Source organism: Sphingobium sp. FW305-3-2-15-F-TSA7, from assembly GCF_058787155.1.
Genome location: NZ_JBYSZM010000022.1, coordinates 13,967 through 37,069, shown reverse-complemented (window position 1 = coordinate 37,069; position 23,103 = coordinate 13,967). Strand labels below are relative to the sequence as shown.

The window sequence follows — 23,103 nt, the reverse complement described above, 5'->3', positions numbered from 1 at the left end:
GAAAAGAGCCTGATTCACGACATCGGCGGAAGCACGAAGTGCTTCCAACCCAACCGATCAGGCTCTTGAGGTTGCTCAATCCTCGGCGTCGTCCGAATCCTCGTCCGCTTCATCGCCGTCTTCGTCTTCGGCGTCATCCTGCTGGTCGTCGCTGTCCGCGATTTCCGATTGATCCTCGTCTTGGGCTTCGATGGGCTCCAGAACGTCGTCGTCCTGCTGGTTCTCGATGTCGGACATGATTGGTCTCCGATTGCGAATCGACCGCACCGCTGCGGCCCACCGGAGACTGTCATCGCAATGCGTCGGCCTGTTTGCGGATCTGCGACAGATTCGCGTCGCTATGCTCTTATTTGGCGCCTTCGCCCCGGCTCTGCGCGGCGGCGATGCGCGCGACGTCATGGCTGAAGATGGCGAGGTCGTGGACCTTGCCGTCGCGGCGCATCACATGATCCTTGAGCAGGGCCTCGGCGCGGAAACCCAGGCTCTGGAACAGCGCGATCGCGCCGCTCTGGTCGGGCGTCATCCGCGCGGTCAGTTTCTTGAGGTCGTGATCGATCGCGAGGCGGAAGCTTTCCTGGAGCATCGCGCGGCCGAGCCCGCGACCGCGCATCTCGATCGACACCAGCAGCCGCACTTCGCCGACATGTGGCGACCAGCCCAGCGGATCGCGGATGATCGCGGAGGTCGCGAGGATGCCCTGCGGACCGGTCGCGATCAGGCTGTCGATATGGCCATCCTCGATCCCGGCGAGCCAGGCCTCGACCACCTTGCGATTCTTGAGATCGCGGCCGACGAACAACAGGTCATGCTCGGGCAGCGCGCGCGCGAAACGCAGCATCGCTTCCTGATCTTCGGGATGGAAACGGCGGATCGCCACCGCCATGTCGCCATAATCGATCGTCCTGACGGTCTCTGTCATGGCCGACGCTCCTGGCACGTATGAGGGAAGCAGCCGAAGCGGAAAAATCTCTGGCCAGTCATGCCGCCATGATTGGCGCACGGCTGGGCCGCGTCAAGCGGCGAACGCACGCGCACCGCGGTCGACCGACATATGATGGCTGCCGGAGACCGCCTGGTTCCGCGTGAGGATCGTCTCCATGAACACCCATTCGCCGGTCACGCGGTCGGGCGTCAGCGCGATCGCCATATAGCCGCGATGCCTGGTGTCCGCCCATTTCAGCTCCGGGCTTGATGCACGGATCATGCGCGCAACGGTGTCGGGCGTCGCGGTCAGATAGGCTTCATAGCCCGGTGACGAGACGCTGTGCCCGCCGAACTCGACCCCGGCCCGCCCGTGCGCGCCGGGCAGGTCGAATGCCCAGCCATTGTGGCTGTCGCCCGACAGGACGATCAGGTCCGCATCCGCCGTTTCCGCCGCCGCGAGCAGTCGCGCGCGCGCCGCGGGAAAGCCGCCCCAATCGTCGAGATTGCCGGAGATGCCGGCCTTGGTCGCGGCGATGCCGTTGCTGGTATAGGTGACGAGATAGTCGGGCGCATCGCGCGCGAGCAGGCTCAGCGCGTCGGGTGGCGTGAACAGCCGGCCGATATTGGTCTGTTGCGCCAGCACCTGCCAGCGCGCGCCGCGCTTCACCGACGCGGCGAGCGTGTCGGCGACCCAGCGTTCCTGCGCCATGCCCATCATCGTGCGCGCGGGATTCTCGAGCAACGCGCGGTCTTTCAGCGCTTCGGTCATGGTCAGCTCGCGCGACCGGCCGGTGACGCGGGTTTCCGGGCGGATCAGCGTGGCGAGGTCGCCGATCTCATACCGGCTCCACGGCGCATCGGACACGGGCAGCCATTCATGCCAGGCCTTGAGCGCGTCGGCCTTGCGCAGCGCGAAATCGCCTTCGTCGGGCCCGTGATTCTCGGCGCCGTCGGTCCATGTGTTGTTCGCCACCTCGTGATCGTCGATCTGCGCGATCATCGGATAGAGCTGATGGATGCGCTGGAGATCGGGATCGCTGCGATAGCCGGCATAGCGCAGCCGATAATCGGCGAGATGGAGCAGTTCGCCCGCCGGCTCGATGATCCGTCCCTTCACCGCCTGTTCGAGCTTGGGATAGGTGCCGCGCGGATATTCGTAGAGATAGTCGCCGAGATGGACGATCAGGTCGAGATCGTCGCGCGCCGCGGCATGGGCATAGGCGTTGAACCAGCCGAACGGCAGGTTCGAGCAGGAAAAGACGCCCAGGCCGAAGCGCGCGCACGGTCCGACGGGCAGCGTCCGGGTCCGCCCGGTGGGAGAGCGGGTGCCGTCGGGCGCCACGAAACGATAGAAATACCAGCGGTTCGGCTGGAGCCCGGTCGCGATCGTCCGTGCGGTGAAATCGCCATCCGCCCGTGCGACGGCCGTGCCGCCCGCGACGATGCGTTCGAATCCCGGCGTTTCGGACAGCTCGGCATTGAGCGGTGCGTCGGCTCCGTTCGCCGGCACATAGCGTGTCCACACCAGCACCGAATCGGAGCCGGGTTCACCGCTCGCGACATTATGGGTGAACCCGCGCGCGCCGAGCAGGCCGGTCGCGGCACGCATGCCGCCGGGCACCAGCAATGCGCCCAGCCCCAGACTGCCGCCGAGAACCAGGCTGCGTCGATCGATCCGGATGGTCATGCGATTTCTCCTGTGCCTGGCCCACCTGCACGCGGTTCATGATGACTGTGTGACTCCGCGCGCCGGTCGTGCGCTCGGACCTCCCTAGACGCGCTCCGCCCGGCTCACGGCCTCAGCCGCTCTCAGGGCGGCGAGGATGCGCATCAGATGGTGGAGGTCGTTCACTTCCAGATCGACGGTGAAATGGTGGAAGCTGGTATCGCGATTCTCCATCCGCAGATTGAGGATGTTCGCTTTGTGCGTGCCGAAGATGCCCGCCATCACCGCGAGCGCGCCCGGCTCGTTCTTGAGCACGACGCTCAGCCGCGCGGTTCCGCTTTCCGACGCTTCACCCCAGGCCAGGTCGATCCAGTCGGCGTCGATGCCGTCGCTCAGCCGCTCGCAGTCGATCGTATGGACCTCGATCTCCTCGCCGGGGCGACGCAGGCCGACGATCCGGTCGCCGGGAACCGGATGGCAGCATTGGGCGAGGCGATAGGCGACGCCGGGGGTCAGCCCGCGGATCGAAATCGCCTCGCGCTGCTTTGGCGGCGACTTGCCGGCAATGCCGGTGCCGGTCGATCCGGGCATCAATGCTTCCATCAGCTCGGTATCGGAGATGAGCTGCTTGGCGATCGCTTCCATCAATGTCGGCTCGTCTTGCTTCTTGAGCCTCTTTATCGCCTGGGCCAGCGCCTCCTGCCCGAGCTGGGTGGGCAGGCGCTTGACGATCTCGTCATAGATCTTGCGGCCGAGCGAGACGCTTTCGTCGCGCTCCTTGTGGCGGACGAAGCGGCGGATCGCGGCGCGCGCCTTGCCGGTCGCGACGAAATTGAGCCAGCTCGGCTGCGGTTCCTGGCCCTTGGATTTCAGGATCTGGACCTGGTCGCCATTTTCGAGCTGGGTGCGCAGCGGGACGACGCGGCCATTGACCTTGGCGCCCACCGTCTGGTCGCCGAGATCGGTATGGACGGCATAGGCGAAATCGACCGGCGTCGCGCCCTTGGGCAGCTGATAGAGTTCGCCCTTGGGTGTGAAGGCGAAGATGCGATCCTGATACATCGCCATGCGGGTATGTTCGAGCAGCTCGTCGGCGCTGTCGGTGTTTTCGAGGATCTCGATCAGGTCGCGGATCCAGCCGGCCTGGACGTCGGACGCGCCGCCATTCTGCTTGTACGCCCAATGGGCGGCCAGGCCGTATTCGGCCTGGGCATGCATCGTCCGGCTGCGGATCTGGATCTCGATGCGCGTGTCGCCGGCATGCATTACCGTCGTGTGGAGCGATTTGTAGCCGTTGCGCTTGGGGGTCGAGATATAGTCCTTGAAGCGTCCGGGGACCATCGGCCAGCGCTGGTGGATGACGCCCAGCGCGCGGTAACAGGCCTCGGCATCGGGCGTGATGACGCGGAACGCCATGATGTCGGACAGCTGCTCGAAACTGATGTGGCGTTCGGCCATCTTCCGCCAGATCGAATAGGGATGCTTCTCCCGCCCCGACACCTCGACGTCGACGCCGGCGCGCGCGAGCAGCAGCTTCAGGCCGGACGCGATCTTCGCGATGCGATCGCCGCCCTCGCCCTGAAGCTGTTCGAGCCGCTTGCTGATCGAGACATAGGCTTCGGGCTCGAGCTCGCGAAAGGCGAGCGTCTGCATCTCCTTCATGAACTCGTACATGCCGATCCGCTCGGCGAGCGGGGCATAGATGTCCATCGTCTCCTTGGCGATGCGGCGGCGCTTCTCCTCGGATTTGATGAAATGGAGCGTGCGCATATTGTGCAGCCGGTCGGCCAGCTTCACCAGCAGCACGCGGATATCGTCGGACATGGCGAGCAGGAACTTGCGGAGATTCTCCGCCGCGCGCTCATTCTCGGTCTGCGCCTCGATCTTGGACAATTTGGTGACGCCGTCCACCAGCCGCGCGACATTGGTGCCGAACAGCCGCTCGATCTCCTCGTGCGTGGTCAGCGTATCCTCGATCGTGTCGTGGAGGATGGCGGTCGCGATCGTCTCGTCGTCGAGATGCAGGTCGGTCAGGATGCCCGCCACCTCGATCGGATGGCTGTAATAGGGATCGCCGGAGGCGCGCTTCTGGCTGCCATGCGCCTTCATCGAGAAGACATAGGCGCGGTTGATCAGCGCTTCGTCCGCATCAGGGTCATAGCTCAGGACCCGGTCGACCAGTTCATATTGGCGCAGCACGACGCCCATCTGGGGTGTTGCCCCCCGGTCATGCAAGCATTTTGGCGGGCTTGAGCGACATTTACGCCACTAGGGTTGCAAAAAAGCGGCCCGCGACCGGGGGATCGCGTGCCGCATGGTAGAACGGCCTGGGAAGAGGGTGTCCGCTCAGAGCCGTTTGAAAGAGGCGGTACCGAAACCGAATCACGCCTTGGCGTTGCATTTCGCGAGAGCGTCGGCGTCGAACTCCTCGGCGCCGGCGCGGAAGGATTCGATCTGCCCGACTTCCTTGACGAGCGATTCGCAGACGAATGCGGCGCGGCTCTTGCCCCTGCTGGTCGATACGCAGCCGCCGTCGCCGCATTTCCAGACGGTGTCACGCACGACGAGCTTGGTCGCGGCGGACGCGGCGACCGGCTTGGCCGAATAGAAGACGCTGGCGGGTTGCGCGCTGGCGGCGGTCGCGCCGAGCAGCAGCACCGACCCGGCGGCGGAAGCGATGAGAGAAGAGAGGCGGAGCATGGGGAGGCCCTTTCGGTCGAATTAGGTTGCGAATCACTACTTATCAAACTAGATTTTTAGTTGCAACGTAAAACTTATATTTTTTGCGCGACCGGTTTTTTTGGGTTAGGCTGCGTCGCCATGGGATTGAGAGAACCGCTCAAACTGATTGCCGAGGATTGCGGATTGCCTGTGGCGCTGGAGGCGATGGGCGAACGCTGGTCGTTCATGATCCTGCGCGCTGCGTTCAACCGCATCTATCATTTCGAGGAATTCCAGTCGGAACTCGGCATCGCCCGCAACATCCTGGCGAACCGGCTGTCGCGGCTCGTCGATCACGGCATATTGATGCGCAACCCCTGCCCCGACGATCGCCGCAAGATCGAATATCGGCTGACCGAAAAGGGGCTGGCGCTGCTGCCCGCGATGATCGCGCTTCGGCAATGGGGCGAACAATGGGGCTCGGGCATTCCCTCGACGCCCGTGCTCGTCGACGAGCGGGATCATCAGCCGATCCGGCCGGTCACCATCCGCGCGCATGACGATCGCGTGCTCGGGGCTCAGGATCTGTGCTGGCGTCAGGCGGAGGAAGTGCGCCCGCTCAGCATGTCGCGCGAAGAAGAGGCGCAGGCGGCCGAATAAGCCGCCAGCGCCACTCAATCACATCAAGTATGAAATGCGCGACCGCCGCCCCAAGGACGGCGGCGCAGCACCGGCTTAGCCGTCGTAGTCGGCGCCGAGATTCTGGTTGCGCGGCGGCGCGGCGGCGGTCAGGCGCAGTGCCTCGGCCGACTGGCTCAGCGAACCGATCTCGTCCGCGACATCGTCGTCGTCGATCTGGACGCGCTGCAGGTTCGAAACCACCGCTTCGTTGAGATCGGCGGGATGCACGGTCTCGTCGGCGATCTCGCGCAGGGCGACGACCGGATTCTTGTCGCGATCGCGATCGATGGTCAGCTCCGCGCCGCCCGAGATCTGCCGTGCGCGCTGCGCCGCGAGCAGCACCAGATCGAAGCGGTTGGGAATCTTGTCGACACAATCCTCGACAGTTACGCGCGCCATAGTCGCTCCACCAATCCTCTAGGCGATTTCACGTCGGATGATCTCATCCGATGATTCGGAAACCACGGAAAACAAGCAATAAGCACAGCCTGTCTCGCTGCAATCCAGGCAAGGCAGGCTATGCTGATATCGGAAAGGCCGCGAGGTAGCGACGACCATGCCCGATGTCAAGGAAATGCGGCTTTTCCCTTGCCCTCGGCGCCCCATGGACCCATGAATCGCACCATGGCATTGGCGGCCCCGAGCATGATCGACGACGTCCCTGCGCTGGATGGCAACCGGTTCGAACTGGTCGTCGACGGTCCCGCGAGCTGGGCGGCGCTGATCGCGCTGATCGCGGGCGCGAAGACCAGTCTCAAGCTCTATTATTATATCTTCGAGGCCGATGCCTCGGGCCATGCGGTGCGCGAGGCGCTGCTCGACGCGATCAACCGCGGCGTCGCAGTGTCGCTGATCGTCGACGGCTTCGGCAGCAGCGATACGCCCGCGCGCTTCTTCGCGCCGCTTGCGGAGGCCGGCTGCGACTGTTGCCGATTCATGCCGCGCTTCGGCCGGCGTTACCTGCTGCGCAATCATCAGAAGATGGCGATCGCCGACGGCCGCGCCGCGATCATCGGCGGCTTCAACATCGCCGACGATTATTTCCGGTCGCGGGCGGCCGGCGGCTGGCACGATCTCGGGCTCGAGATCAGCGGCCCCGCCGTGCACTGGCTGTCGCGCTATTTCGATGCGCTGCTGATCTGGGCGCGTCTCGAACGGCCGAGCCTGCGCCGCCTGCGCAAGCTGCTGCGCACGATGCATCATTCGGGCGGGACGCTCAGATGGCTGCTCGGCGGGCCGACGCGCCGCCTGAGCGCCTGGGCGCGGTCGGTGAAGCATGATCTGGAACATGCCGGCTCGGTCGACATGATCGAGGCCTATTTCTCGCCGGGCCGCTCGATGCTCAAACGGATCAAGCGCGTGGTGAAACGTGGCGGCCGGTCGCGGATCGTCACCGCGCGCATCTCCGACAATGGCGCGACGGTCGGCGCGGCGCGCTTCCTCTATGGCGGGCTGCTGCGCCGGAATGTCGAGGTCTACGAATATGTGCCGGCAAAGCTGCATATGAAGCTGATCGTGATCGACGATCTGACCTATATCGGATCGGCCAATTTCGACATGCGCAGCCTGTTCCTCAATCTGGAACTGATGCTCAGGATCGACGATGCGGCCTTCGCCGCGCGGATGCGGGCCTTTTTCGAGGCCGAACTCGCCGATTGCGAACGGATCACGCCGGAAATCCACCGCGCGAATGGCGGCTTCCTCAACCGCCTGAAATGGGCGCTGTCCTATCTGGTGGTCGGCGTCGCCGACTATACGGTGACGCGCCGGCTTAATTTCGGGTTGGACTGAGCCGTCGGAACGGGTCCTAGTCCTTCCACGCCCAGTAGAGTTGCGCCGGGGGGATGTTCCACCATTCCATCGCATGGTCGATGCGCGGGAAATGCGGCGCGATGAAATCATGCACCTTGGGTGAGAACTGATAGACGAGGAACGTGCCGCCGGGGCGGATCGCGGCCGCGGTCTCTTCGGCGATCGTCGGGCCGACGCCCGTCGGCAATGTCGAGAAGGGAAGGCCCGAGAGCACGTAATCGGCGAATTCGCCGCCATGCTCGGCAATGATGCGCCGTACGTCCGTCGCCGAGCCGAGCACCGGAAAGAAGCGCGGATCGGGGATTTCGTCGGTCAGATAGGCGATGAAATCGGGATTGGTGTCGATCGCGATCAGCTTCGCGTCATTGGGCAGCTTCTTGAGGATCGGTCGGCAGAAGGTACCGACACCCGGTCCATATTCGACGAAGATCTTGGTGTTGGCCCAGTCGACCTGGCCGAGCATCTTGGCGATCAGCACGTCGGAGGAGGGGATGATCGATCCGACCATCACGGGATGCTTCAGGAACCCCTTGAAGAACATCGCCAGCGGGCCGGTTCGTCGCGTCACATGCCGCATCCAGGCGGGAAGCTTGCGCCCGGTCTTTGCGGATGATGCGGTCATGTAATCCCCTTTGGACCAATATCGAAACAATGGCAGTCGCAAATAAACCGGTCATGTTCAAGCATCTCTAGGGCCAAGCCTGTCCTTCCACGAGCCGGTCCGGCGCACTATCAGGCCATATGGGCGCGAATCGGACAGGGGGCACCGCGGCGGCCGGGGGGGACGATGGCGCGCGCAGGCGCGATTTCGGGCTGCTCTTCGTCGTCATGTTGACGGTGGCCGCGGGGAACACGGCGATGCAGTCGGTGCTGCCCGCGCTCGGCCGGTCGCTCGGCGTGCAGGACAGCGCGGTCGCGGCCGCCTTTTCGGTCTCGGCCGCGATCTGGGTGTTCGCGGCGCCCTTCTGGGCGAAGCGGCTCGATCTTTATGGCCAGCGCCGGCTGGTGATCACCGGCATGATCGGCTTCACGATCTCGACCCTGGCCTGCGGCCTGTTTCTCGCGGCGGGCATTCTCGGCTGGATCAGCCCGGCCGCGGCCTTTCTGTCGTTCATCGTCGGCCGGTTGATCTACGGCGCGTTCGGATCGGCGACGCCGCCCGCTGCGCAGGCCATGGTGGCCGCGCGTACCAGCCGGGCTGAGCGGACCAAGGCGCTCACCTTGCTCGCATCGGCCTTCGGCCTCGGCACCATATTGGGTCCGGCGCTCTCGCCCTATCTGTTGCTGCCGGTGGTGACGATGGCGGGGCCGGCCTTTGTCTTCACCATCGTCGGCATCGTCGTCGTCGTCGCCGCCGCCAAATTGCTGCCCGACGATCGGCCGGCCGCGGACGGGGATGACGATGCGCGCGGCGCCGCCGTCGCCTATCCGACCATCGGCGGGCAATCCTCGGGTGCAAGCGTGGCCGCGGCGATGGCGGGCCCCTCGCGCGAGGTCCGGCTGCGCGATCCGCGCATCCTGCCCTGGATGCTCGTCGGGCTGATCATGGGCCATGCCCAGGCGATGACCGGACAGACGATCGGTTTCCTCCTGATCGACCGGCTCGGCGGAACGCTGAGCGATGCGCTCCAGTCCACCGGGCTGGTGCTGATGATGGGCGCGGGCGCCGCATTGCTTGCGCAATGGGGGCTGATTCCGATCCTCAACCTGGCGCCGCGCGCACTCATCCTGATCGGCCTCGGCCTGTCCGCGGCGGGGTGCGTGCTGCTCGGCTTCGCCGATTCGCTGCACGGTGTCGCCACCGCCTATGCGCTGTCGTCGCTGGGGTTCGGTTTTATCCGGCCCGGTTTCACCGCCGGGTCGTCATTGGCGGTCGGGCCGAACGAACAGGGCTCGGTCGCGGGCAAGACCACCGCGATCAACGGTGCCGCCTTCGTGCTCGGGCCGTCGCTGGGCGTCGGCCTGTACGAACTGTGGCGGCCGCTGCCTTATGGCATCGCGGCCGCCGCGCTCGTCCTGCTGATGATCTACGCCTGGTTCAGTCTGCGCCCTTCGGGCCCCGAGGCGTAAGCATGCCCGGCGCGACGAAGCCGATCGGATCGAGCTTCATCGCATTCTGCTTCAGCTTGGACGCGATGGTCTCATATTCCTGTTCCATCTCGGGCGTCACCGACGCGCGCGTGTCGTCGAGCGCGGTCTCGAAATGGTCCATCGTCACCTGCTGCACGTCGATCGACTGGCGCAGCGCCGACAGGCCCGCGCGACGGACGAGATCCTCCAGATCGGCACCGGTGAAACGCTCGGTCCGCGCGGCGATCTTGTCGAGATCGACATCGTCGGCCAGCGGCATGCGGGCGGTGTGGATCGCCAGGATGCGCCGCCGCCCGCCTTCTTCCGGAACGGGCACATAGATCAGCTCGTCGAAGCGGCCGGGGCGCAACAGTGCCGGGTCGACCAGATTGGGGCGGTTGGTCGCCCCGATCACGACGACCGACTGGAGTTCCTCCAGCCCGTCCATCTCGGCCAGGATGGTGTTGACCACCCGTTCGGTCACCTGCGGCTCGCCCATCCCGCCCCCGCGCGCGGGGACCAGGCTGTCGAGTTCGTCGAAGAAGATCACCGTCGGCGCCACCTGCCGCGCGCGCGCGAACAGCCGGGCGATCTGCTGTTCGCTCTCGCCATACCATTTGCTGAGCAGGTCCGACGATTTGGTGGCGATGAAATTGGCCTGCGCCTCGCGCGCGACCGCTTTCGCCAGCAGGGTCTTGCCGGTGCCTGGCGGACCATAGAGCAGGAAGCCCTTGGCCGGGCGGATGCCGAGCCGGCGGAACGCGTCGGGATCCTTGAGCGGCAACTCGACGCCTTCCTTCAGCCGTTCCTGTGCATCGTCCAGGCCGCCAATATCCTCCCAGCGCGTGGTCGGGGTCTGGACCATCACCTCGCGCATCGCGGACGGCTGGACGCGCTTGATCGCGGCCATGAAATCTTCCCACGTCACCGACAGGTCGTCGAGCACATCGGCGGGAATCGATCCTTCGGACAGGTCGATCCGGGGCATGATCCGGCGCACCGCCTCGATCGCGGCCTCGCGTGCCAGCGCGGCCAGGTCGGCGCCGACGAATCCGTAGGTCATCCGCGCCAGTTCGCCCAGATCGACCTTGTCGCCCAGCGGCATGCCACGGGTATGGATGCCCATGATCTCGCGGCGGCCGCGTTCGTCGGGGACGCCGACGACGATCTCGCGGTCGAACCGGCCGGGGCGGCGCAGCGCCTCGTCGATCGCCTCGGGCCGGTTGGTCGCGGCGATGACGACCAGGTTCACCCGCGCCTCGAGCCCGTCCATCAGCGTCAGCAGCTGCGCGACGAGCCGTTTCTCGGTCTCGCCCTGCACCTGGCCGCGCTTGGGCGCGATCGAATCGATCTCGTCGATGAACAGGATCGAGGGTGCGGCCTTGGTCGCCTGCTCGAACACGTCGCGCAGACGCTTCTCGCTCTCGCCATAGGCGGAGCCCATGATCTCCGGACCGTTGATCAGGAAGAATTCGGCATCGCTTTCATTGGCGACGGCGCGCGCGAGGCGCGTCTTGCCGGTGCCCGGCGGGCCATGGAGCAGCACGCCGCGCGGCGGGTCGACGCCCAGACGCTGGAACAGTTCGGGATAGCGCAGCGGCAGCTCGACCATCTCGCGAAGCTGGTCGATCGTGCCTGCCATGCCGCCGATATCGTCATAAGTGACGTCGGCGCGGCGCGAATCCTTGGGCTCGGCATATTCGGGGAGCAGCTCGACCTCGGTGTCGGGATCGATATGGACGACCCCCTTGGGCACGGTCGAGATCACTGCCAGGCGGATCTCCTGGAGCGCATAGGCGGGGGCGGCCAGCATCTGGCGAAGCTGGGCCGGCATCGCGCCCTGATCGACTTGCTGCTGCCCGGCGGTCGCGACGGTGTCGCCCGCGGCGAGCGGACGGCCGATAAAGCTGCGCTTGAGCGCATTTGGAGACCCGTGCAGCCGCAGATTCTGTTGTGCAGGTGCGAACACGACGCGCTGTGCCGGGCGCGATTCACTCTTGCGGATCTCGACATAGTCGCCCGATCCGACGCCGGCATTGGCGCGCTGCAGACCGTCCAGCCGGATCAGGTCCAGCCCTTCATCCTCGCGATAGGGGCCGACTGCGCGGGCCGGTGTCACGCGCTTGCCGACGATCTCGATGACGTCGCCTTCGGCCAGGCCCAGTGTCTGCATCGCCGCGCGTGACAGGCGGGCGAGCCCGCGGCCGCTGTCTTCGGGCCGGGCATTGGCAACCTGGATACGATGTCCGGTCTCTGTGTCGGCCATGATCATGCGCTCCCTCGATCGGTTCGAAACCGAAAGATAGGGGCAGGGCTCCGGGCTTGCGACCCCGGACATAAAAAAAGGGCCGATCCCGAAGGACCGGCCTTTGAAAGTTTTAGGAGAGGATGCCTGAAAGGCAGGATCAATTTGCGTTGCGGTACAAAATTGTGCAAGTGCGAAAAGACAATTGATGATTGCAAAGAATGCACTCATAGATTCCTGATACACACGCGCTACAAAGCACGGACTGGACAGGCCTGGGATCTGAAATGCGGCGATTGCCACCATTGACGGCGCTCGAAGCGTTTTTGCAGGTCGCGCGGCTCGGCTCGATCAAGGCCGCGGCGGAGGATCTGTCGCTGTCCTCCCCGGCGCTCAGCCGGCGGGTCCAGGCGCTCGAACGTTTTCTCGGCAAGCCGCTGTTCCACCGCCGCCATCAGTCGCTCGCGCTGACCGAGGATGGCGAAAAGCTGCTTCATCAGGTGGCGCCGGCGATCGACATGCTGTCGCTCGCGATCGAGGGCATGTCGAACAGCGCCGATGTGATGCGCCTGCGGCTCGGCATCCTGCCGCTGTTCGCCTCGCAGAAACTGATGCCGCATCTGCCCGAGCTGCGCGCGCGCCATCCCGGGCTCCATCTCGACATCGATACCGCGGCGCACAGCCTGTCGCGGCTCGGCGAGGGGCTCGACGTCGCGATCCCGCTCGCGCGTGAGATCGATCCTGCGCTTTACGCGCGTCGGCTCGGCCGCAACCTGATCTGCCCCATCGCCAGCCGCGCGACGACCGAGGGGCCGGACGCGATCCGCACGCCCGCGGATCTCGCGCGCACGACGGTGCTGATCCACCGCGACATGGCGGAGACCTTCGACGTCTATCGCGCCGCGATCGGCATGCCCGATCTGACGCCGCTGTCGATCGATCAATATGATTCGGGCCAGCTCATCCTCGAGGCCGCGGCCGCCGGGCTCGGCGTCGCCTTCATGCTCGAAAGCCATCTTGCCGACGCGCAGGACGACCGGCTGGTCCGGCTGTTCGATCATGTGGTCGAAAGCCCGTACAGCTACTGGTTCGCCTGCCGCCCGCGCGCGCTCGACATGCGTCCGGTGCGGATCTTCCACGACTGGCTGGTGGGGCTGTTCGGCGGCGACGTGGAAGCCGCCGGCATCTGAACGCAATCATCGGCGCTCCAGCCAGAACCGGAGCGCCGATGACGTATTTATTCGTCCGGATGGCTTTCACACTGTCATTCCCGCGAACGCGGGAATCCAGCTTTTCCGTGAAGCATCGGAAAGAATGCGGGGGGACGATCCAGCGGAATCGAACCCCGGCGTGTCAGGCTGCGGTGGCCTTGACGATCTTGCCGGGCTCGCGCGGCGGCTCGCCCTTGGGCAGCGCGTCGACATGCTCCATGCCTTCCGTCACTTCGCCCCAGACGGTGTACTGGCCGTCGAGGAAGGTGGCGTCGTCGAAGCAGATGAAGAACTGGCTGTTCGCGCTGTTGGGATTCTGCGCACGCGCCATCGAGCAGACGCCACGGACGTGCGGCTCGCGGCTGAACTCCGCCTTCAGGTCGGGCAGCTTGGAACCGCTCATGCCGGTGCCGGTGGGATCGCCGCCCTGCGCCATGAAGCCGGGGATCACGCGGTGAAAGACGACGCCGTCGTAGAAGCCTTCATTCGCAAGCGTGACGATGCGCTCGACATGCCCGGGGGCAAGATCGGGGCGCAGCTTGATGACGACATCGCCGCCGTCGAGCGTGAGGGTAAGCGTGTCGGCCATGACTAGAGCTCCATCGAGTCCAAAAAGAAACGCCCATATAGGGCCATCGCTAAGAAGCGGAAGGGGGTGCGGCGGCGGTTGCCTGATCCGCCCAGACCGCCTAGGGCACCGGGATCGCGGCACGATCCGGCGGAGAACCGCATGAGCCTTGACGAGCTGAACCCGCCGCCGCCCGGGCATGATCAGGACGGTCCCGAGACCGGTCCGCCGGAAACCAGCCTGGACGCCGACGACCGGCTGAAGCCCGAATTCGTGAGCGCGGTGCTGGAGCGCGTCGAATCGGGTGATTCGGAAGGTGCGCGCGCATTGGTCGCGCCGCTCCATCCCGCCGATATCGCCGATCTGTTCGAGCTGACTCCGGCCGAGGAACGCCGCGCGCTCGCCGCCGCCGTCTCCGACCTGCTCGACGCCGACGTGTTCGCCGAAATGAACGATTGGGTCCGCGAGGACCTGATCGACGCGCTCGACCCGCACGAAGTCGCCGAGATCGCGGGCGAACTCGACACCGACGACGCTGTCGCGATCATCGAGGATATGGAGGAGGACGACCAGCGCGCCGTCCTTCGCGCGCTGGCGCCCGACGATCGCGCGGCGATCGAGGAAGCGCTGAGCTATGGCGAGGAGACCGCCGGCCGCCTGATGCAGCGCGAACTGATCGCGGTGCCCGAACATTGGACGGTCGGCGACGTGCTCGACTATCTGCGCAAGAACGAGGATCTGACCACCGACTTCTGGGAGATCTTCGTGGTTGATACCGGCCACAAGCCGGTCGGCGCCTGCGCCTTGTCGTGGATCCTGCGCACGCCGCGATCGATCGCGATCTCAGACGTGATGAAGCGCGAACAGACGCTGATCCCGGTCGACATGGATCAGGAGGAAGTCGCCCTCCGCTTCCAGAAATATGCGCTGATCTCCGCGGCGGTGATCGACGGCGCCGGCCGGCTGGTCGGCATGATCACCGTCGACGACGTGGTCCACATCATCCAGGAAGAAGCCGGTGAGGATATCCTCAAGCTGTCGGGCGCCGGCGAAGGCGACATCAACGAACCGGTCTTCGACAGTTACAAAAGCCGCGTCCGCTGGCTGATCGCCAATCTCGGCACCGCACTCGTCGCCGCCACCATCATCAGCCTGTTCGAAGGCACGATCAGCAAGATGGTGACGCTCGCCGCGCTGATGCCGATCGTCGCGGGCGTCGGCGGCAATGCCGGCACGCAGACCATGGCGGTCACCGTCCGCGCGCTCGCCACCAATCAGCTGACCCAGTCGAACACCTGGCGGACGATCCGGCGCGAAATCCGCGTGGCGGTGCTCAACGGCCTTACCGTCGCGGCAGTGATCGGGACCGGCGTGGCGCTGGTCTTCACCAACCCCCTGCTCGGCGGCGTCATCGCCGCGGCGATGCTGGCCAATATCATGATCGCCGGCCTGGCCGGCGTGCTCATCCCGCTGACGCTGGAAAAGCTCGATGCCGACCCGGCGGTGGCATCGTCGGTCTTCGTGACGATGATGACCGATTCGATGGGCTTCCTCGTCTTTCTCGGCCTCGCCAGTGCAAGCGGCGTCGTCCATTAGAGCGATTTACAGTTCGATGGACTCATCGAACGACTCGAACCGCAGGCCAGCGCAGCTAAAATCGCGGCAAACAGAGAAAATCTGGTCGTATGCCGCGCCGACTTGAACCGCGGCGTCCGCACGGCCAAATGAGGTCCATGGCTCCGCTCAACATCACCAAGGTCGCGGTCGGCTGCGCATCGCTCGAAATCCTGGCGGAACGCATCGCCGCGCGTGCCGAGAATGAAGTGGCGGTGGTGACGACGCGCAATCGCCCGACGCGCCACTCTGAACTGATCGGCGGCTCGCTCTACTGGATCATCAAGCACCGGCTCGTCGCGCGGCAGGAAATCCTCGGCTTCGAGGAGATGGAGCATGAGCGACGCTGGAAGATCCTGGTCGATGCGCGGCTGGTGCCGGTGCTGGAACGGCCGCGCCGCGCGCATCAGGGCTGGCGCTATCTGGCGGGCGACGACGCGCCCGCCGATATCGACGACACCCACGGCGCGCTGGGCGACCTGCCCGCCGCGCTGCGCGGCGAGCTGTCGACGCTCGCGCTTATTTAGAGCGATTTGTAGTTCGATGGACTCATCGAACGACTCGAAAATCGCGGTTAAGCAAACACCTAGAGCGCTTCCCGAAAAAAGCCTGCCCCCGCGAAGGCGGGGGTGGGAACCGGTTTTTCGGTCAGGAAGCGCTCAAGATATTGAATCGAAGGCGATTCAGGCCGGCGCGACGATTTCGACCTGCGCCAGCGCATGATCCAGCGCCGCGCACACGGCGGTCACCTGTGCCCGGTTGCATTCTTCGGGCGTGGCACGGGCGCTGTCGGGGTAGACCTCGGTGGTCGTTGTGAAGCGCGCACCGGTGATGGAGCCGCACAGTCCGAGCTTTGTCAGCGGATATTCGATCACGCCATGCGCGACCACGGGTGAACCGATGATCTCGCCATCTTCATCGGGCGGGGCGATATGGGTCACCTCTTCGACCGCCGCGATGATCGCCTGCTGGAACGCGGGCTGCGGGTTTTCGCTGTCGTCGACCAGATAGAAACCGTCGGGAATAAGGTCTGGCTCGAAGGTCTTGCCGTCGCGCGCGGCCAGCGCGGGGCGGAATTCCCCTTCGTCGCTATCGGTGGTCTCGTGCAGGTCGATGTGCATCAGGAACGGATGCTCCACCGATCGCACCAGCGCGATCAGCGCCGTGGCTTCGCGCGCCGGACCATCGGCCCGGAAATTGCGGTTGGGATCGATCGCGTCGTAATTCCAGCGATTGATGCGTTCGTACCCCCATGGGCTGACGCACGGCACCACCAGCAGATTGACCTTGCCGGCATAGGCGGCCGCGCGCGTCTCGAGGAAGTCGAGTGCGCCCATGACGCCGCTGGTTTCGTAACCATGCACGCCGCCGGTCACCAAAGCGGTCGGCAGCGCGGGGTCGAACGCGCGATCGCGCAAGGCAAGCAGCGTATAGGTTTCGCCGGCATAATCGAGTTCACCATAGGCGATCTTCTCGTAGCGGTCGGCCAGCGCCTCGATGCGCGGCACGACCTCCTCGTCATAGCGGCGCTGGCGCGGCTGCCGCGCGCGCCATTGGTTGAGTTCATCCTCGCCCCAGGGCTGGCCGGGGGTGCCCACGGGATAAAAGCCTTTATTCGTCATTCAGCATCCAGACCCATTGTTCGTGGAGCGCGTGATGGCATCGGATCGGGACGGATCGCAAGCAGGAACGCGCGCCGGTGCGTGAGTCCACCCGCCCCGGCACCCGTCTATAGCGATTTGTAGTTCGATGGAATCATCGAACGACTCGAAAAATCGCGTTAAAACAAACAGCTAGGGCAGGCTGCGATCCGCTTCCGTCGGATCGCAGCCTGCCCTAGCGTCCGGAACGCGGATAGACGCGCGGCGTCGGCACCCCGCGCCACAATGTTTCCAGATTCGCACCTTCAAATCGCGCCCGCAGCATCTCATGCCCTTCCAGCGCGAAGAGGTGCCCGTCGGGCGTGAGCGGCAGCATCCGCCGCGTCGGGGCGCCCGGCCGCGTCCGCAGCCACAATGCGCCGTCGCGATAGTCCACGATCGCTTCGCCATATTGCCCTGCCCGGGGACGAAGCGATGCATCCGCAAGTGCGACCGGGTGGAGCCGGGCCTCGACGGCGACGCGCGCCCAGTCATATTCCGCCCGGCGTTCCGCATCGCTGCCGACGCCGGCGATCAGCCCGTCCAGCGCCTGCAGCTCGGCACTGTCGAGCGCGCCCGCCGTGGCGATCCGGAGATCGGGTATCACCCCTGTCCCCTCCCAATTGCCGTTGCTGACCGCATGGACCGGCCGTCCGAAGGAGACGCTGAGGAGGAATCCGGGCGGGATCGGCAGGAACCGGTTGTTGTTGGCGCCCCCCGCAGTGGGTTCGCCGATCAATCGGCCGATCCTGAACTGCTGCACGCTATAGGCGAAGTCCTCGGCGGCGGAGCCGGTGCTGCCATCGGTCAGCACATAGAGCGGCTTGCCGATCATCCGGCCGGCGGGAAGATTGCCTAATGTGTGCGATTGTTCCGGATCCTTGCCGGCTTCCAGAAAGGTCATCAGCAGGCGGCCGGACGGCAGGAAATGGCTGAGCGCATAGCGAACGGCGTCGTGCGATCCGCCGCCATTGCCCCTGATGTCGATGATGACGGCATCGCCACCTTTCAGGAAACGCATGGCATCGTCATAAGCCTGGCCGGTCTCGTCCTCGACCCAGTCGAAGGCGGAAATGCGAAGATAGCGGATATTGCCCGGCAGCAGCCGTATGTCGCCAAGCCCATAATGGGTCCGGCGGGACCGGGCCGTCATCAGGGCATCGTCGCCCGGTGCCGCCTCGCTCGACGACGGCCGGTTCAACGCGTCGAAGCGCCGCGGATCATATTCGAGGTAGAGATGGGTATCCTTTCCCGCGCGGCTGATGTCCTCGGTGATCCGCGTCGTGAATGTCGCGGGGTCGCTCGTGTCATAGCGTCCCGCACCATTGCCGGTCCGCAACGCCTGGACGATCGCGGGCACGCGATCGGGAAAGACATAGTGGCGCTCGATCGCGGCAATGATCGCCTCGACGGCCTTCGTCTTCTGCTCGGGTGAGAGCGTTCCGCCGGCGCTATAGACGGGCGTGGCGCGGATCTGCGCCATGGCGGGCGACGCGTCGCCATGGACCGCGAGGATGACGGCAAGGGTCAGCGGCCATTTCAAGATCTGTTCTCCTCCGAATGGTCGCGGATGCGGTCGCCGAACGACCGGTTCTCGAGTGCCCGAATGGCGCCGCGAAGCACCTCGGCAAGCGGCGTTTCCAGCTCGCTTTCAAGGTCCCGGGCCGCCGCTTCGGTCGCGCGCCAGCAGCGCTGCACCAAAGGCATCATGTCGCGCGCGGCCGGCGAAAGCGCGACGCGGCGTTCGCGCGCATCCTGACCCATCTCCAGGATCACGAGCCCGTTATCGGCCATATGGGCGACGGTCTGGCTGGCGGCGGAATGGGTGATCTTTGCCTGCCGGGCGATGGCGCGGATGGAACTGGGCCCCTGGTCCAGCAGCACCCGGACGATCGGTGTGTAGCGTGGACGATAGTTCAGCCCGGCCTCTCGATACCCCTGCTCGACCGCACCGTCGAGCAGCTCGACGAGGTGACGTAGCAACGTGCCAAGCGTCGTGATGGCCATTGTCCGAAATTATAACAGTGCTGTTATATTGTCGAGGGTTTCAAGCCATGGGCTTGGCAGCGCCCGGAAGCTGCCTCCCTCAGGCTCCGCTTCCGATGCCGTTCGGTCCGGGCCGCACCGGTTCATGCGAAGGGTGTGGCGAACTCGATCCGGATGCCGCCGGGGATGAACACCAGGAAGTGGCGCGTCGCCGATCCCGGGCGGATCGGGCCGGGCGCGACGTCGACCACGACCTCCGGATGCGCGCATATCCTTTCCCATGCCGCGTCCAGCGCGGCATCATCGGCCACCGCCAGGGACAAATGGTGCAGGCCGATATTGGCCCGCCGGTCGAAGGCGCGGGCGGTCAGCGGATCGGCCGCCTGCCACAGGGTGAGCAGGATCGCGCCGTCGGATACGAAGATCGAGGGGTAGGCGGGCACGCCCCCGACCTCGTCGAAACCGAGGGTGCCGCAGAAAAAGGCGCGCGCCTGATCGAGATCGGGCACGGTGAGGCCGATATGATGAACACCGTTCGTCAGCTTGTCCGTCATGACTCGAGTCCTTCCAGTTCGGCGATGCGGGCGCGCAATCGCGCAAGTTCGTCGATCAGGGGCCGGGTGCCGCGCCTGACCTCGGCTTCGGTGAAGCGCGGGGTGATGTGTTGCGGACAGTTCCAGTCGAAACCGATCACGTCGATCAGGAACGCACGTTCGGGTTCGGCGGCATAATCGGGCATCATCAGCGCGGCGATATCCGCGGGATCGTCGCTGCCACGGGCATGGCCGATCAGCTTGAGCCGGCGCCGGTTGGGATAATCCATCAGGAACAGCGATACGCGATCGTCCGCCGCCAGGTTCGCGGCCGAGAGATATTGGCGATTGCCCCGATAGTCCGCAAATCCGATCCGGTTGCCCGCGATCCGCCGCAGGAATCCCGCCGGGCCGCCGCGATGCTGGACATAGGGCCAGCCATCCTCGCTGACGCTCGCCATGTAGAAACTGTCGCGGGCGGCGATGAAATCGGTCTCGCGATCGGTGAGCATATCCACCTCGCCCGCCTTTCCCTCCATCCGCGCATAGGATGCGCGCGATCCCGCGGCGTCCTGCAGCGCGCGGGCGCCGGGGCCGAACATGGTGTGGAGAAAAGCCTGTGCCATGCGGCAGAAGGTAACGCGTTGCGCCTGTCGTGATAATCGATGATGATCGGCGATCACTATTTCGATTTCAGGAATAATGGATCGGTTCGTTACCCTGACCGCCTTTGTCGCCGTGGCCGATCGACGCGGCTTCGCGGCGGCTGCACGCGCGCTGGGGACGTCGCCCGCCGCGATCACCCGCGCGGTGGCGGCGCTCGAACGGCATCTGGGGGTGACGCTGTTCCACCGATCGACCCGTGCCGTGTCGCTCACCAACGAGGGTGCGGCCTTTCTGGATCGCGCGCGGCGGATCCTGGCCGACCTGCGCGAAGCCGAGCAGGTCGTGATGGGCGGACGCTCGGCGCCGCGCGGGCAACTCTATGTGACCGCGCCGGTGATGTTCGGGCGGCTGCATGTGCTGCCGGTGATCGATGCGCTGCTGGCGACACATGACGGGCTGAGCGCGCGCATGATGCTGCTCGATCGCAACGTCCGCATCGTCGAGGAAGGAATCGACGTCGCGGTGCGGATCGGCGCGCTTGCGGACAGTGCGCTGCGCGTGGTCGCGATCGGATCGGTGCAGCAGACGATCGTCGCGAGCCCCGCCTATCTTGCCGGACACGGCGTTCCGGCCTCGCCTGCCGATCTCGATGCCCATCGCTGCATCGTCGGCAGCGGCGTGCGCGTCGGCAGCGCCTGGCCGTTCGGGGCAAGGGGTGACACGATCGTCGAGGTCGTCCCCCGCCTGACCGTCAATACGGTCGATGCCACGATCGCCGCGGCTGAGGCGGGGCTGGGGCTGGCCAATATGCTGAGCTATCAGTCGGCCGAAGCGATCGCGGCCGGCCGGCTTGTGCGGGTGCTAGGGGACCATGCGCCGCCGCCGATGCCCGTGAGCCTGCTTTACGATGCCGGGCGTGCGGCGATGCCGGCGGTGCGGGCGTTTGTCGAGGCGATGCGCGAACGAGCGCGGCAACGGGCATGGGGGTGAGCGGCGTTGGCCATCTGGCCGTGCTTCGCCTATGATCGCGGCGAACGGCGGCAACGGAGCTGGCGGACCATGGCGAGGCTGATTGGCGGAGTGATCGCGGGCGTTATCGCCTGGTTCGTGATCGTGACGATCTTGAACCTGGGGCTTCGCTACGGCTGGCATGACTATGCCGCGGTCGAGAAAGCCATGACTTTCACCCTCGCGATGATGATCGCGCGGCTTTCGATGAGCGGCGTGGCTTCGCTGGCGAGCGGTTTGATCGCCGCGCGGCTGGGCAGGGCGAAATGGGCGGCGCCGGCCGCGGGGGCGATCCTGCTGCTGCTGTTCGTCCCCGTCCATTATTCGCTCTGGGACAGATTCCCGCTTTGGTATCACCTGACCTTTCTGACGTCGCTGCCGCTGCTGGGCTGGCTCGGCGGCCGGCTCTTGCGGCCTGGCCCGGCGGCGGCTTGATCCAACGAAATCATATGGAGTAGTTCTAGTCGCAGAGGGGGATCGTTTATGAAAAGACCGATGTTGGTCGCGGCGCTCGCCGCGACCTGTGTGGCGCCGCTCCAGGCCCAGACGATCGACCGGGCGCGCATGAACGGCGCCGGCCCGGTTGCGATGGGCAGCTTCGCCGGCGCGCGCTTCCGGCTTCCGCTCGGCGGCACAAGGGGTGAGAAGCGGACCGTTCGCGCTGGCCTGACCGTCGCGCCGATGCAGCGAAGCGGCGGCGGCGATCTCAGGGGCCTTGCCTGGCGCTTCGGCGAAGGGGTCGAGTTCGGCTTCAGGAGCGATGAACCGCAACCGCAATTCTCGCTCGCGGGCCAGCAGCTGACCCCGGCGCGCTATGCCCCCGGCGGGACGACGCCGACCAAGGGCCGCAACAACCTGTCCGGCGGGACATCCACCGCCGTGATTGTCGGGCTTGCCGTCCTTGTCGGTGGCGGCCTCGCCCTCGCGCTCAGCAGTTCGGGCGATCCCGACCGCTGCACCGGCGGGGAATGCAACAACAACTAGGGTGATTTGGCGCTCGATGGACTCATCGAACGACTCGAAGATCGCGTTCAGACAAATACCCAGGGCAGGCGACCCGCTTCCGTCGGATCACCTGCTCTCAGGTGATGGGCGCTATTTGGAGGGGAAATAGCCCCGCCAGCGTGCGTCGAGCGCTGCCTGCGCGCCGCCGCTCTTCACGCGTGAGACCAGGGAGAGGCCACGAAGCGTGACGCTGTGGCCGCTGAGCAAACGGCCCGAAATCGTATAGCCGATATCGTAGAGCGCGACATCCTCATGCGGTTTGCCATCGACCAGGAAGCGCGTGGTGATCACCACCGGCAACCGCTCGTCGCCGCGGCTATTGTCGGGCAGGCGGGCCGCCTCGCGCGCCTTTTTCAGCGCGCGTTCGAACCATTCGGCCTCGATCCGCGGTTCGCCCGTCGTTTCCGCGGGGGCCGCACCCAGCGCGGTCGGGAAAATGATCCTCTGGCTCTGCACGGACTGCTCGGCAGAGGCGGGTTTCAGGGCCAGCGAACGTTCCCCGGCATCGGCCGCGATCAGGACCAGTGTCGCGGCGCGCGCGGAGGCCCGCTTGGCATCGGCGCTCTTGACCGCCGCGCTGTCGCTTCGCTCGCTCCAGCTGTTCCACAGCGTCAGGCCCGAGATGATGATGGCAATGACCGCCAGCACTTCCCCCAGCGTGATCCATCGCCGCCGGATCGCCGCCGCTTCCGCGGCGCGCGCCTCCGCCTTCGCTTCCGCCTTGGCCGTTGTCGTTGTTTCGGGGGTGGGAAGATCGTCGCTCACGGCGCCTGTTCCATCATCTGCGGCTCGAGCCGTCAAGCAGTGCCGTCGCCATTTGGTTGCATCGGCAGGCGTGCGACACGGGAGGCGCGAATAAGTTTTTCCTCTGGC

The 23,103-nt window shown here is 65.6% G+C and carries 24 protein-coding genes; 9 read left to right on the top strand and 15 right to left on the bottom strand.

Annotated elements, in window-relative coordinates:
- Positions 1-75: 75 nt before the first annotated feature.
- From AC3WN8_RS17550 to AC3WN8_RS17530, 5 genes are all read right to left on the bottom strand, one after another.
- Positions 76-237: a hypothetical protein gene (locus AC3WN8_RS17550; RefSeq protein ID WP_492670756.1), complete on the bottom strand. Its 162-nt coding sequence runs from the start codon at positions 235-237 to the stop codon at positions 76-78.
- Between the two features lie 109 nt (positions 238-346).
- A complete protein-coding gene (locus AC3WN8_RS17545) occupies positions 347-919 on the bottom strand; it encodes a GNAT family N-acetyltransferase (RefSeq protein WP_492670755.1) in 573 nt (190 codons plus the stop codon).
- A gap of 93 nt (positions 920-1,012) precedes the next feature.
- Positions 1,013-2,611: an alkaline phosphatase D family protein gene (locus AC3WN8_RS17540; RefSeq protein ID WP_492670754.1), complete on the bottom strand. Its 1,599-nt coding sequence runs from the start codon at positions 2,609-2,611 to the stop codon at positions 1,013-1,015.
- 84 nt (positions 2,612-2,695) lie between these two features.
- Positions 2,696-4,789, bottom strand: a complete 2,094-nt coding sequence (locus AC3WN8_RS17535; protein WP_492670843.1) for a RelA/SpoT family protein — start codon at positions 4,787-4,789, stop codon at positions 2,696-2,698.
- Between the two features lie 183 nt (positions 4,790-4,972).
- The gene (locus tag AC3WN8_RS17530) at positions 4,973-5,290 is read right to left on the bottom strand and encodes a CC_3452 family protein (RefSeq protein WP_492670753.1); all 318 of its coding nucleotides are present in this window, start codon (positions 5,288-5,290) and stop codon (positions 4,973-4,975) included.
- Positions 5,291-5,410: 120 nt separating this feature from the next.
- Here AC3WN8_RS17530 and AC3WN8_RS17525 point away from each other — a divergent pair, with 120 nt between their 5' ends.
- Positions 5,411-5,911, top strand: a complete 501-nt coding sequence (locus AC3WN8_RS17525; protein ID WP_492670752.1) for a winged helix-turn-helix transcriptional regulator — start codon at positions 5,411-5,413, stop codon at positions 5,909-5,911.
- Between the two features lie 75 nt (positions 5,912-5,986).
- Here AC3WN8_RS17525 and rpoZ read toward each other — a convergent pair whose 3' ends face one another.
- On the bottom strand, positions 5,987-6,331 hold the full coding sequence (rpoZ, locus tag AC3WN8_RS17520) for a DNA-directed RNA polymerase subunit omega (protein ID WP_492670751.1): 345 nt from the start codon (positions 6,329-6,331) through the stop codon (positions 5,987-5,989).
- Positions 6,332-6,556: 225 nt separating this feature from the next.
- On the opposite strand from rpoZ, the gene AC3WN8_RS17515 reads away from it, so the two are divergent.
- Positions 6,557-7,723 carry a phospholipase D-like domain-containing protein gene (locus tag AC3WN8_RS17515; protein ID WP_492670750.1) on the top strand — a complete coding sequence of 389 codons (1,167 nt, stop codon included), beginning with the start codon at positions 6,557-6,559 and terminating at the stop codon, positions 7,721-7,723.
- Positions 7,724-7,739: 16 nt separating this feature from the next.
- Here the strand turns inward: AC3WN8_RS17515 and AC3WN8_RS17510 are convergent, their stop codons facing one another.
- The gene (locus AC3WN8_RS17510) at positions 7,740-8,366 is read right to left on the bottom strand and encodes a class I SAM-dependent methyltransferase (protein ID WP_492670749.1); all 627 of its coding nucleotides are present in this window, start codon (positions 8,364-8,366) and stop codon (positions 7,740-7,742) included.
- 119 nt (positions 8,367-8,485) lie between these two features.
- On the opposite strand from AC3WN8_RS17510, the gene AC3WN8_RS17505 reads away from it, so the two are divergent.
- Positions 8,486-9,814, top strand: a complete 1,329-nt coding sequence (locus AC3WN8_RS17505; protein ID WP_492670748.1) for an MFS transporter — start codon at positions 8,486-8,488, stop codon at positions 9,812-9,814.
- Here AC3WN8_RS17505 and AC3WN8_RS17500 read toward each other — a convergent pair.
- Positions 9,783-12,080 carry a CDC48 family AAA ATPase gene (locus AC3WN8_RS17500; RefSeq protein WP_492670747.1) on the bottom strand — a complete coding sequence of 766 codons (2,298 nt, stop codon included), beginning with the start codon at positions 12,078-12,080 and terminating at the stop codon, positions 9,783-9,785. The genes AC3WN8_RS17505 and AC3WN8_RS17500 overlap by 32 nt on opposite strands.
- Before the next feature lie 266 nt (positions 12,081-12,346).
- Here AC3WN8_RS17500 and AC3WN8_RS17495 point away from each other — a divergent pair, with 266 nt between their 5' ends.
- Complete coding sequence (locus AC3WN8_RS17495; protein WP_492670746.1) at positions 12,347-13,249, top strand: LysR substrate-binding domain-containing protein; 903 nt, start codon at positions 12,347-12,349, stop codon at positions 13,247-13,249.
- Between the two features lie 163 nt (positions 13,250-13,412).
- Here AC3WN8_RS17495 and AC3WN8_RS17490 read toward each other — a convergent pair whose 3' ends face one another.
- Positions 13,413-13,859 carry a peptidylprolyl isomerase gene (locus AC3WN8_RS17490; RefSeq protein WP_492670745.1) on the bottom strand — a complete coding sequence of 149 codons (447 nt, stop codon included), beginning with the start codon at positions 13,857-13,859 and terminating at the stop codon, positions 13,413-13,415.
- 141 nt (positions 13,860-14,000) lie between these two features.
- Between AC3WN8_RS17490 and mgtE the strand changes: the two genes are divergently transcribed.
- Together mgtE and AC3WN8_RS17480 are read left to right on the top strand one after the other, a co-directional pair.
- On the top strand, positions 14,001-15,434 hold the full coding sequence (mgtE, locus tag AC3WN8_RS17485; RefSeq protein WP_492670744.1) for a magnesium transporter: 1,434 nt from the start codon (positions 14,001-14,003) through the stop codon (positions 15,432-15,434).
- A 137-nt stretch (positions 15,435-15,571) separates the two neighbouring features.
- On the top strand, positions 15,572-15,979 hold the full coding sequence (locus AC3WN8_RS17480) for a DUF1489 family protein (RefSeq protein WP_492670743.1): 408 nt from the start codon (positions 15,572-15,574) through the stop codon (positions 15,977-15,979).
- A gap of 156 nt (positions 15,980-16,135) precedes the next feature.
- Here the strand turns inward: AC3WN8_RS17480 and AC3WN8_RS17475 are convergent, their stop codons facing one another.
- The 5 genes from AC3WN8_RS17475 to AC3WN8_RS17455 all read right to left on the bottom strand — a co-directional run bounded on the left by AC3WN8_RS17475 (position 16,136) and on the right by AC3WN8_RS17455 (position 20,237).
- Complete coding sequence (locus AC3WN8_RS17475; RefSeq protein WP_492670742.1) at positions 16,136-17,074, bottom strand: M14 family metallopeptidase; 939 nt, start codon at positions 17,072-17,074, stop codon at positions 16,136-16,138.
- 214 nt (positions 17,075-17,288) lie between these two features.
- Positions 17,289-18,635 carry a S41 family peptidase gene (locus AC3WN8_RS17470; protein ID WP_492670741.1) on the bottom strand — a complete coding sequence of 449 codons (1,347 nt, stop codon included), beginning with the start codon at positions 18,633-18,635 and terminating at the stop codon, positions 17,289-17,291.
- The gene (locus AC3WN8_RS17465) at positions 18,632-19,099 is read right to left on the bottom strand and encodes a MarR family winged helix-turn-helix transcriptional regulator (RefSeq protein WP_492670740.1); all 468 of its coding nucleotides are present in this window, start codon (positions 19,097-19,099) and stop codon (positions 18,632-18,634) included. The genes AC3WN8_RS17470 and AC3WN8_RS17465 overlap by 4 nt, the downstream gene beginning before the upstream one ends.
- Before the next feature lie 122 nt (positions 19,100-19,221).
- On the bottom strand, positions 19,222-19,632 hold the full coding sequence (locus AC3WN8_RS17460) for a VOC family protein (protein WP_492670739.1): 411 nt from the start codon (positions 19,630-19,632) through the stop codon (positions 19,222-19,224).
- A complete protein-coding gene (locus tag AC3WN8_RS17455) occupies positions 19,629-20,237 on the bottom strand; it encodes a pyridoxamine 5'-phosphate oxidase family protein (protein WP_492670738.1) in 609 nt (202 codons plus the stop codon). Before AC3WN8_RS17455 ends, AC3WN8_RS17460 begins: the two co-directional genes overlap by 4 nt.
- A 76-nt stretch (positions 20,238-20,313) precedes the next feature.
- Here AC3WN8_RS17455 and AC3WN8_RS17450 point away from each other — a divergent pair, with 76 nt between their 5' ends.
- The 3 genes from AC3WN8_RS17450 (at position 20,314) to AC3WN8_RS17440 (ending at position 22,209) form a co-directional block, all read left to right on the top strand.
- Complete coding sequence (locus AC3WN8_RS17450; RefSeq protein ID WP_492670737.1) at positions 20,314-21,207, top strand: LysR family transcriptional regulator; 894 nt, start codon at positions 20,314-20,316, stop codon at positions 21,205-21,207.
- 69 nt (positions 21,208-21,276) lie between these two features.
- A complete protein-coding gene (locus AC3WN8_RS17445; RefSeq protein ID WP_492670736.1) occupies positions 21,277-21,660 on the top strand; it encodes a hypothetical protein in 384 nt (127 codons plus the stop codon).
- A gap of 48 nt (positions 21,661-21,708) precedes the next feature.
- Positions 21,709-22,209 (top strand): hypothetical protein, encoded by a 501-nt coding sequence (locus AC3WN8_RS17440; protein ID WP_492670735.1) that lies wholly within the window; start codon positions 21,709-21,711, stop codon positions 22,207-22,209.
- A gap of 111 nt (positions 22,210-22,320) precedes the next feature.
- On the opposite strand, the gene AC3WN8_RS17435 is transcribed toward AC3WN8_RS17440, so the two are convergent.
- Entirely contained in the window at positions 22,321-22,995 is a 675-nt protein-coding gene (locus AC3WN8_RS17435) for a hypothetical protein (RefSeq protein WP_492670734.1), read from the bottom strand.
- Between the last annotated feature and the right edge of the window lie 108 nt (positions 22,996-23,103).